We start from the raw sequence: 9,613 nt of genomic DNA, 5'->3' as shown, positions 1-9,613 counted from the left end.
TTGGTATTTACCAAGTCTTTTTTGTTATTTTTCATTTCTTTCGGTTTCATCTGCATCCAAAGCTTTATCCCGTATCTCTTGAAGTTCTTCCCGGGTAAAGTTATAGGTGTCGGCGCAAAAATGGCAGGTAAGCTCGGCCTGCCCTTCTTTGATCATGTCGTTTAACTCATCTCTACCGAGACTAATCAGGACCCTTTCTACCTTTTGCCGGGAACATTGGCAGCGAAATGACAGCTCGGTTTGTTCGTGCAGCGACAGAGGAAATCCCTCAAAGACACCGGCCAGTATATCGGCCGGCGTCTTGCCTTCGGCAAACATCTGGCTAATGCTCGGCAATCGATATACATTCTCTTCCACAGCAGTTATGACCTCTTCTTGCGCTCCGGGCAATGCCTGCAGCATCAATCCGCCGGCAGCAATCACTGACAGGTCTGTATTCACTAATACTCCCAGTGCCAATAATGAAGGAGTCTGTTCGGATGCCGCCAGATAATGGGTCAGGTCCTCGGCAATTTCACCGCTTACCAATTCCACGCTGCCGGTAAAAGGGTCTTTTAGGCCGGTAAAACGGGTAACATACAGGGTTCCCTGACCAACAGCCTCTCCTACATTCAGTTTGTTGTTCTTGAGAGGCAGATCCACTCTAGGATTTTCCACGTAGCCTCTGACGCTGCCATTAGCACCTGCATCGGTAACGATCTTGCCTAATGGCCCGTTGCCTTGAACCCTGATGGTAATGCCCTCATCATTCTTCAGATTGGCAGCCAGTAACAGGCTGCCGGTCATAGTACGGCCAAGAGCTGCGGTCGCTATGGGGAGACAGTTATGCCGCTTTCTTGCCATTTCAGTAAGATGCGTCGTGACTGCAGCAAAGGCTCTCATCCCGGGAATTGTGGCCTTAGTAAGATGATCTTGCAAAACAAGCCTCCTGTAAAAAATAAATATTACATATATTTCCAGGAAATATTATCCTATTGTTTTAATTAAATTAGCCATTTCGATCGCTGCCATGGCGGCATCAGATCCTTTATTGCCTGCTTTAGTGCCGGCCCGTTCAATCGCCTGCTCAATATTTTCAGTGGTCAGCACCCCGAAAATCGTTGGCAAGCCGCTGCTCATGCCCACATGGGCCACTCCTTTGCTGACTTCGGCGCAGACATAATCAAAATGCGGCGTGCTTCCCCGAATGACTGTCCCCAGACAAATGACCGCATCATATTTTTTGCTGGTCGCCATTTTTTGCGCAATCAGGGGAATCTCAAAAGCACCAGGAACCCAGGCTACATCAATGTTATTCTCAAGAGCGCCGTGACGATGCAACACGTCCAACGCCCCGCTCAATAACTTGTTGGTAATAAATTCATTAAACCGTGCCACCACAATCCCGAATTTTAAATCAGCCGCAATCAGCTTACCTTCAAATGTTGCCATTTTATATTATACCTCCTCAGTCTGTTTTAATAAGTGACCCAGTTTGGAGCGTTTCACCAACAGATAGCGTTTATTATATCGATTGGATTTGATTTCAATAGGAATCCGGTCAGTGATGGTCAATCCGTAACCCTCCAGGCCGGCCCGTTTTTTCGGGTTATTGGTCAAAAGACGGATACTGCTCAGCCCCAGATCCGTCAGGATCTGAGCGCCGATACCGTAATCCCGCAAATCGGGCGGAAAGCCCAGCAAGACATTAGCTTCCACCGTATCTTTTCCCTTATCTTGCAAAGCATAGGCTCTGATTTTATTGGCCAGGCCAATGCCCCGACCTTCCTGGCGCATATATAAGAGCACGCCAAGTCCTTCGGCTTCGATGCGCTGCAGGGCTAAAGCCAATTGTTCGCCGCAATCGCAGCGCAAGGAGCCTAGTACATCACCAGTCAGGCATTCGGAATGCACCCGGACTAATACGTTGCTTTTACCGGCCACATCGCCTTTTACCAAAGCCAGGTGGCATTGTTTATCCCCTACGCTTTCGTAGGCAACTACCCGGAAAGTGCCATATTTGGTGGGCAGCAGCGCTTCTTCGACCCGGGTCACCATTTTTTCGTGAACTTTGCGATAGCGGATTAGTTCAGCAATCGTGATGATTTTCAGATTATGCTTTTTGACGAATTCCTTTAATTGGGGGACCCGGGCCATGGTGCCGTCTTCATTCATAATTTCGCAGATCACGCCGGCCGGATATAGGCCAGCCAGTTTCGCCATATCAACCGCCGCTTCGGTATGGCCGGTCCGGCGCAGCACTCCGCCATCGCAGTAGCGCAGCGGAAAAATATGTCCCGGGCGTCTGAGATCACTGCTTTTAGTGTCCGAATTCAAGATGGTCTGCACGGTTTTGGCCCGTTCAAAAGCCGATATTCCTGTGGCCGTATCTTTCGCGTCCACAGAAACAGTGAAGGCAGTACAATGCCGATCAGTATTATGGGCCACCATTGGCCCAATATCCAACTCATCCAGCCTTTCCCCTATAATAGGCATGCAGACTAGGCCCCGGCCATATGACGCCATGAAATTAATGGCATCAGGCGTTGCTTTTTCTGCAGCCATCAGCAGATCGCCTTCATTTTCCCTATCTTCGTCGTCTACCACCACAATCATCTTTCCTTGACGGATGTCCTCAATCGCTTCTTCAATCGTACTAAAACTCATTTGTCTATTACACCCCTTTTTATTCCAGAACATGCTTATCTAAATTAAATAAGAAAGCCGTGTTCGGCCAGAAAATTCATGTTAATTCTTCCTGACTTTCCTGTCTCTCGGCCGGTTCTTTCCATATGCTTGCCCAGCGTATCCACTTCTATATTCACCGCGCTGCCGATCCCCTTCACGCCTAAGGTAGTTACAGCATAAGTATGGGGTATCGCCGAGACGGCAAACCAATTGCCGGCGCACTCAACAATGGTTAAACTAATGCCGTCAATGGCAATGGACCCTTGGTTTACAACATAACGCAGGAGTTCCGGCTGGGTTTGAATACGGAAAATGACCGCATTATCGTCTTTGGCCACACTGCGGATATAGCCAATGCCGTCTATGTGTCCGGTTACAATATGCCCCCCCATTCTGTCTCCCAGCCTTAATGTCCTTTCCAGATTGACCGGATCTCCCGGTTTGAGGAAAGCTAGCACTGTGCGACTGACTGTTTCCGGCATGACATCGGCAATAAACCAATCCCGGCCAAAATCTGTCACTGTCAGGCAAGTGCCGTTTACAGCGATACTGTCGCCAGTCTTCATATCCTGCAAAACCGTGGCGGCTGAAACAGCCAGCTTAAATGATTTTGCCCCCCGGCTCAGGGATTTCACTTTGCCCAGTTCCTCCACAAGCCCTGTAAACATGACGCCCCTCCCTTCTCTCTACGTAACCGGTAATCATCAAGTCCTGATCTATGGCTTCGACAGCGATATCTTCTAATGCAACTGCTTGATCAACAGCAGCGATTCCTTCTCCGCCAACCGGTCCCGGCGCCGAAATGCCGCCGAAAAACTTGGGCGCAATGAACCAATATACCTTATCAATTAGGTTTTCTCGAATCAAGCCGGCATTAACCGCAGCGCCGCCTTCGACCAGTACGCTGGTGATATTGCGGCTGCCGAGGGTCTGGAAAAGTTCCCGCAGGTCCAAGCCGCCGTCCCGACAGCGAACCGCCAGTATTTCAACCCCTTTGGAACGCAAGGCCGTCAATTTTTCAGCCGGGGCATGGGGCCCTACAACAATAATGGTAGGGGCTAAGACGTCTGTAATCACATTGGCGTCCAATGGGATACGCGCCTGGCTGTCGAGAATAATCCGTATAGGATTCTTTCCTCCCTGGGGCAAACGGGTGGTCAGAGAAGGATCATCCGCCAGCACTGTGCCGATCCCCGCCAAAATAGCGTCACACCGGTCTCGCAGCATATGAACCCTTTGGCGCGCCGCATCACCGGTGATCCACTTAGACCGGCCGCTAACCGTGGCAATTTTGCCGTCCAGAGTCATGGCGGTTTTAAGGATGGCAAAAGGCAGTCCGGTGGAAATCCACTTGATAAATACTTCGTTGAGTCTGGCCGCCTCTTGCGCCAGAATGCCGCTGACGACCTCAACGCCCGCGGCTTTCAGCCGGGCAATGCCGCCTCCGCCCACACAAGGGTTAGGATCTGTCATGGCAACGACGACCCGACGGATGCCGGCTTTAATAACGGCGTCAGTGCAGGGCGGCGTCTTGCCGTGATGGCAGCAGGGCTCTAAGGTAACATACAATGTGGCTCCATTAGCCTGATCTCCCGCAGCCTGTAAGGCATGCACCTCAGCATGAGGCGTACCGGCTCTCTGGTGCCAGCCTTGACCAACGGCCTTGCCGTCTTGCGCAACAACAGCCCCAACCATCGGATTAGGGCTGGTTCGTCCTAATCCTTGTTTGGCTAAATCCAATGCCATTTGCATAAACTGTTGATCCAATAATTGCTGATGTATCATCTTGCCTTTGCCCCTCTTATCTCAAATAAAATAGGACTGTTAAAAGCAAGCATAACTTACCAACAGCCCATTGAAGCGAACGAAACGATTCACACCGTGTATGAATCTATTCAGCCTTTTCCCATCCAGACTATACTGTCGGTTCCGGAGTTGCACCGGATCAACCATACGGCTCGCGGACTATACCGCCGGTAAGGAATCAAAAGATTGCTCTTTTTCACCTTGCCCCAAAGGCTATTTCCTATTCAATTTAAATTCTACAGATATTTTACCACTAGTGAAACAGAAATGCAACTCACTTACAACGCAGCGGCATTTTTTAATTGACGAATCGCGGCGGCGCAGTTTTTAGCACCGTAAATTGCCGAACCGGCCACCAGTATATCCGCTCCCGCCTCTATGACTGATGCGGCGGTATTTGCATTGATACCGCCATCCACTTCAATGACGGCGTTGCTGTTGCAGGCCTTTAACTGGGCCTTTAGGCGACGTATTTTCTCCAATACCAGCGGAATAAAGGATTGCCCGCCAAATCCCGGATTTACGCTCATTAATAAGATCAAATCTACTTCCCGGAGAATATCCTCAATCCAAACGATGGATGTGGCCGGATTTAGGGATACACCGGCCTGACAGGAACCTTTATTGCCTTTTTTAATTGTTTCAATGATGCGGTGCAAATGGGAGGCAGCCTCCGCATGGACAGTGAGAATATCCGCTCCCGCCTCAATAAACGGCAAGACCAAATCCTGAGGGTTACTCACCATCAGATGCACGTCAAAAGGCAGCTTGGTCACGTTGCGCACTGCCGCTACCACATTGGGACCGATCGTCAGATTAGGAACAAAATGTCCGTCCATAACATCAATATGAATGAGATCGGCACCGGCTTGTTCCACCTTTTTGATTTCGTCCCCCAGTTTGGAGAAATCAGCTGACAGTATGGATGGAGCAATTTTAATCATATTAATATAGCCCTTTCTTATTGGCTTGGATTTCTAAAACAATTTCCTGGTAAGAGTCATAGCGCTGCTGTGAAACGGTCCCATCGGCCACAGCCTGTTTCACGGCGCATTGCGGTTCCCTGATATGTATGCATGAGGAAAATTTGCAGGCTTCTATCAAGGGATGAAACTCCCGAAAACAATGCATAATATGCTTTTCCTCCAGATGATTAAACTCGGCCAAGCTGAAGCCGGGAGTGTCCACTACAAACCCGCTGTTGGCAAACGGCAACAATTCGGCGTAACGCGTCGTATGCTTGCCCCGGCCGATTTTCTCACTGACAGAGCCGGTAGCTAGCGCCAGTCCCGGCTGCAATGCATTGAGCAGAGTGGATTTCCCCACACCGGAGGGACCGGCAAAAGCGGTGATTTTATCATATAAACGGTCGCGCAGGGCGTCCAGTCCCCAGCCTGTTTTGGCTGACAGCGGCAAAACCGTATAACCGATGTTACGATATAGAGCAATGATCGAATCCACTTCCTGGTTATCGGCATAATCCATTTTATTGATACAGAGAACAATCTCTAAATTGGACAGTTCCGCCAAAACCAAAAACCGGTCGATTAACACGGTATTAATATCAGGATTGGCTGCAGCAAATGCCAGAACAACCTGATCCACATTAGCCACCATAGGACGGATGAGCATGCTTTGGCGGGGAAGAATTTCTTCAATGACTCCCTTGTCCTCATTGGTAATCTCATAACCAACCCGGTCGCCCACCAATAAAGAAAAACGTTCTTTTTTGAATCTGCCCCGCAAAGTGCACATGATCGTTTTATGATTGTCCTGAACATAGTAGTAACTGTTATAAGCTTTCACTATCACTCCTTGCAGCACATACAGGCCTCCTGCTACAGTGTTTTTTCCTGTCTTAGCACGCCGTTAATGTATACTTGCAGTCTGACCGGCCCTGCTACTTCCAGCAGCTTTTCTATCGTTTCCCCGGGGCGGTGTACTCCTTCATAAACAACCTCACGGCTTTTGGAATCTGTCACGACAATTTGCACCGACTGACGGATCGGCCCGTCGGGAACCTCTACTTGAATCTTGACCTGCTGGGCTGCCGGATTGGCAGCTGCATTCTTAGCCACTGTAAAGTCTACTGTGGAATTCTCCTCTACCTGAGATGCCGGCGATGGGTTCTGGCCGCTGATGGTGCCGGTAGGAAACTTATCACTGTCTACTTCAGTGATTCTGCCGACTTGGAGTTTCAGGCTTTCCAACTGAGTAAGAACCGTCTTTAACGGTGTTCCCCGAAAATCCGGCAGAGTGATTTTTTTCCCGGAACCGTTGCCTTTGCTGATGATTAAATCTACCGAAGACCCTTTATTGATCTGTATCGGGGCGCGAGGATTCTGATTTATGATGCTGTCTGGCTTGGCGTCGCTATTGGACACTTCTTCCACCCTGCCGACGACTAAACCGGCATTTTTAATCTGAAGTTCGGCTTCCCGGCGGGTTAATCCCCGAACATCCGGGACTGTCGCTACTTCGGTCCCTTTACTAACTATGATCGTGACCGTGCGTTGCTCTTTGACCATGGTGCCGGCCTCCGGCGACTGAGAGACCACATAGCCTAGAGGCACCTTATTATTAAAGGTATCGGTAACATTGACACGCAAATTACTATTTATGATTACATTCTTGGCCGTATCCACCTGTCTTCCTACTACATTAGGAACTGCGACTTCATTTACAACCCAAAACTTTCCAAACGCCAAAAATGCGCCAACGGCAAAGCCTATGAGGAGCAAGCTCAATAAAGCAATACCCAGCCATTTTTTATTTTTTGATCCGCCGGCAGACGGTTTGTCGGATGGTTCCGCAAGAGATCCTGCCTGATCTGAAACCCTTGGCAGCACCTGGGTGGGAAAATCCTGTTTGGCCAACCGCCGTGTTTGTTCATCACGGGATTGGCTCATGGCCACATTCAGGTCCGCCATCATCTGGGTAATGGCAGGATACCGTTTCTCCGTTTCTTTAGCAGTGGCCCGCATGATAATCGATTCCAGGAGCGGAGATACCTCCGGGTTTATCGTCCGGGGGGAAGGAATCTCTTCTTGCAAGTGTTTCAGCGCCACGCTGATCGGCGTTTCACCTGTAAAGGGAACTTGTCCGGTTACCATTTCGAACAGCACTATGCCCAGCGAATAGATGTCCGACTGAGTACTAATAGCCGCCCCCTTGGCTTGTTCCGGTGAAAAATAATGCACTGAACCAAGAATGGTAGCGGTCTGGGTCATGGTCGACGAAGTAACGGCCCGGGCAATGCCGAAATCAGCCACTTTTACCCGGCCGGAGCGAGTGATCAGGATATTATGAGGCTTTATATCGCAATGGACAATATTGTTCTGATGGGCTTGTTCCAGGGCTTCCGCTATCTCGACAGCAATATGGGCTGCCATATCCACTGGCAGAGCCCCCATACGCTGGATGCGCTCTTTTAGGGTTTCACCGGAGATGAATTCCATGACAATATAATCAGCGCCGTTGTCCCGGCCTACATCAAAAATATTCACAATGTTAGGATGGGATAATTTAGCTGCCGCCTGAGCTTCTCGCCGAAACTTGGCAATAAACTCTTTGTCGCTGCTTAAATGTGATTTTAAAACTTTCACGGCTACCGACCGGTCCAAAAGCTGATCATGGGCCCGGTATACATCGGCCATACCGCCTGATCCGACGCATTCCAGCAACGTATATCGATCATCCAGTGTACGATTAATCAAGGTTTCACCCCCTTATCTCTTATTTTAAAGCTTGCAGTATAACTTGACGCGCAATTGGCGTTGCCACCGTCCCCCCTGCACCGGCGTTTTCAGCAATAACAGCAATAGCTATCCGGGGATCATCAGCCGGTGCGAAACCCACAAACCATGCATGGGACGCACCATGGGGATTTTCAGCCGTACCGGTTTTACCTGCAACCTTAACTGAAGAAATTCGCGCTCGACTAGCTGTTCCCTTCTCAACTGCGGCAACCATCATGCCATTCACTTGCATGGCGATATCTTTTGTGGTTACCTTGGCCCAGACTTCATTTTTATGTTCAAATCTGATTTCCTGCTGCGGTGATGTTACCTTTGACACCAGATAAGGTTTCATAGTCACCCCATGATTGGCAATAGCGGCCGTTGCCATAACCATATGCAACGGCGTGACCAAAAGCGGTCCTTGTCCGATTCCTGTTTGGGCCAGGTCTCCATCCCCCAGTTGCTGAAACTCGGGCAGATGACTCTTACCCTGATCCAGTTCGGTCAAATTCCGGTGAAAACCGTATCGTTCAAAAGTTTTGGCCATACGCGTCCGCCCCAGTTTAAGAGCCAAACTGCCAAAGGTAACATTGCAGGAGTAGGCTAATGCTTCCTGCAGGTGCAATTTTCCGTGGACCTGATGGTTTGATTCGTATAAGACATAGTCCGGAGGAATGCTCAGGGATCCTTCACAGACAAAATCAGTTTTCAAGTCAGCAACTTTATTGGATAAAGCCGCTTCGGCTACAACTATTTTCATGATTGATCCGGGGGGATACAGTCCTTGTACAACCCGGTTCAACAGCATCCCGTTTTCCGCCTTAGAAATAGTATCCCACTGTTTTTCAATCCCATTAGGATCAAATCCCGGCTTGCTGACCATCGCTAAAATAGCACCGCTGCGCGGATCAAGGACAATAACTGCGCCGCGATGACTGCCCAGCGCCCGATACGCCTCATTCTGCAGCCCGGCATCAATTGTAGTCCAGACGGTATTGCCCTCACTGCCTGCCAAAAGATTGGAAAGCGCGCCCCAATGGCGTTCTGGGCTGACCATGCCTGATAAATAGCCGTCATAACGGCTCTCAATGGCCGTCTTACCCAGTTTTGCGCTGTAATAACCGGTTATGAATGCGGCAATCGGCCCGTACGGATAATGCCGGACATACGTATGATCTGACGTTCGTTCACTGGAGGCCAAAACCGCTCCGTTTTTATCCTGAATATTGCCCCTGGCGACACGCTGACTAAGCTGTGTTGATCTTTTATTTAAGGCATGAGTACTCAGTTCATACCCTCTCACTGCCTGCAGATATACAACATATGCTAAGAGAATCACCATGGCTGTCAGGATAAAATAAGCGACTTTTTTGGTATTTTTGCTGATATGATGCATCGTA

Annotated in this window: 9 protein-coding genes and 1 riboswitch; all 9 genes read right to left on the bottom strand. The window is 49.5% G+C overall.

Annotated features, from left to right (window positions below):
• Window positions 1-24: 24 nt before the first annotated feature.
• Complete coding sequence (hslO, locus tag ALO_RS13925; RefSeq protein ID WP_004573506.1) at window positions 25-918, bottom strand: Hsp33 family molecular chaperone HslO; 894 nt, start codon at window positions 916-918, stop codon at window positions 25-27.
• Window positions 919-966: 48 nt separating this feature from the next.
• Window positions 967-1,431, bottom strand: a complete 465-nt coding sequence (ribH, locus tag ALO_RS13920) for a 6,7-dimethyl-8-ribityllumazine synthase (protein WP_004573505.1) — start codon at window positions 1,429-1,431, stop codon at window positions 967-969.
• A 6-nt stretch (window positions 1,432-1,437) separates the two neighbouring features.
• Window positions 1,438-2,646 carry a bifunctional 3,4-dihydroxy-2-butanone-4-phosphate synthase/GTP cyclohydrolase II gene (locus ALO_RS13915; RefSeq protein ID WP_004573504.1) on the bottom strand — a complete coding sequence of 403 codons (1,209 nt, stop codon included), beginning with the start codon at window positions 2,644-2,646 and terminating at the stop codon, window positions 1,438-1,440.
• Between the two features lie 44 nt (window positions 2,647-2,690).
• Window positions 2,691-3,335, bottom strand: coding sequence for a riboflavin synthase (locus ALO_RS13910; protein ID WP_004573503.1), 645 nt, complete (start codon window positions 3,333-3,335; stop codon window positions 2,691-2,693).
• Window positions 3,268-4,452, bottom strand: coding sequence for a bifunctional diaminohydroxyphosphoribosylaminopyrimidine deaminase/5-amino-6-(5-phosphoribosylamino)uracil reductase RibD (ribD, locus tag ALO_RS13905; protein WP_004573502.1), 1,185 nt, complete (start codon window positions 4,450-4,452; stop codon window positions 3,268-3,270). The genes ALO_RS13910 and ribD overlap by 68 nt, the downstream gene beginning before the upstream one ends.
• 109 nt (window positions 4,453-4,561) lie before the next feature.
• Window positions 4,562-4,691: riboswitch (FMN riboswitch) on the bottom strand.
• Between the two features lie 60 nt (window positions 4,692-4,751).
• Window positions 4,752-5,417, bottom strand: coding sequence for a ribulose-phosphate 3-epimerase (gene rpe, locus ALO_RS13900; protein WP_004573501.1), 666 nt, complete (start codon window positions 5,415-5,417; stop codon window positions 4,752-4,754).
• Window position 5,418: 1 nt separating this feature from the next.
• Entirely contained in the window at window positions 5,419-6,297 is an 879-nt protein-coding gene (gene rsgA / locus ALO_RS13895; RefSeq protein WP_004573500.1) for a ribosome small subunit-dependent GTPase A, read from the bottom strand.
• A 14-nt stretch (window positions 6,298-6,311) separates the two neighbouring features.
• On the bottom strand, window positions 6,312-8,189 hold the full coding sequence (gene pknB, locus ALO_RS13890; RefSeq protein ID WP_004573499.1) for a Stk1 family PASTA domain-containing Ser/Thr kinase: 1,878 nt from the start codon (window positions 8,187-8,189) through the stop codon (window positions 6,312-6,314).
• A gap of 19 nt (window positions 8,190-8,208) precedes the next feature.
• Window positions 8,209-9,609 (bottom strand): peptidoglycan D,D-transpeptidase FtsI family protein, encoded by a 1,401-nt coding sequence (locus ALO_RS13885; RefSeq protein WP_004573498.1) that lies wholly within the window; start codon window positions 9,607-9,609, stop codon window positions 8,209-8,211.
• Window positions 9,610-9,613: the final 4 nt, after the last annotated feature.

It is taken from the genome of Acetonema longum DSM 6540 (genome assembly GCF_000219125.1).
Classification (GTDB): Bacteria; Bacillota; Negativicutes; order Sporomusales; family Acetonemataceae; genus Acetonema; species Acetonema longum.
Note: the sequence above shows the minus strand (reverse complement) of the source record. Positions and strands in the feature narration are given on the sequence as shown.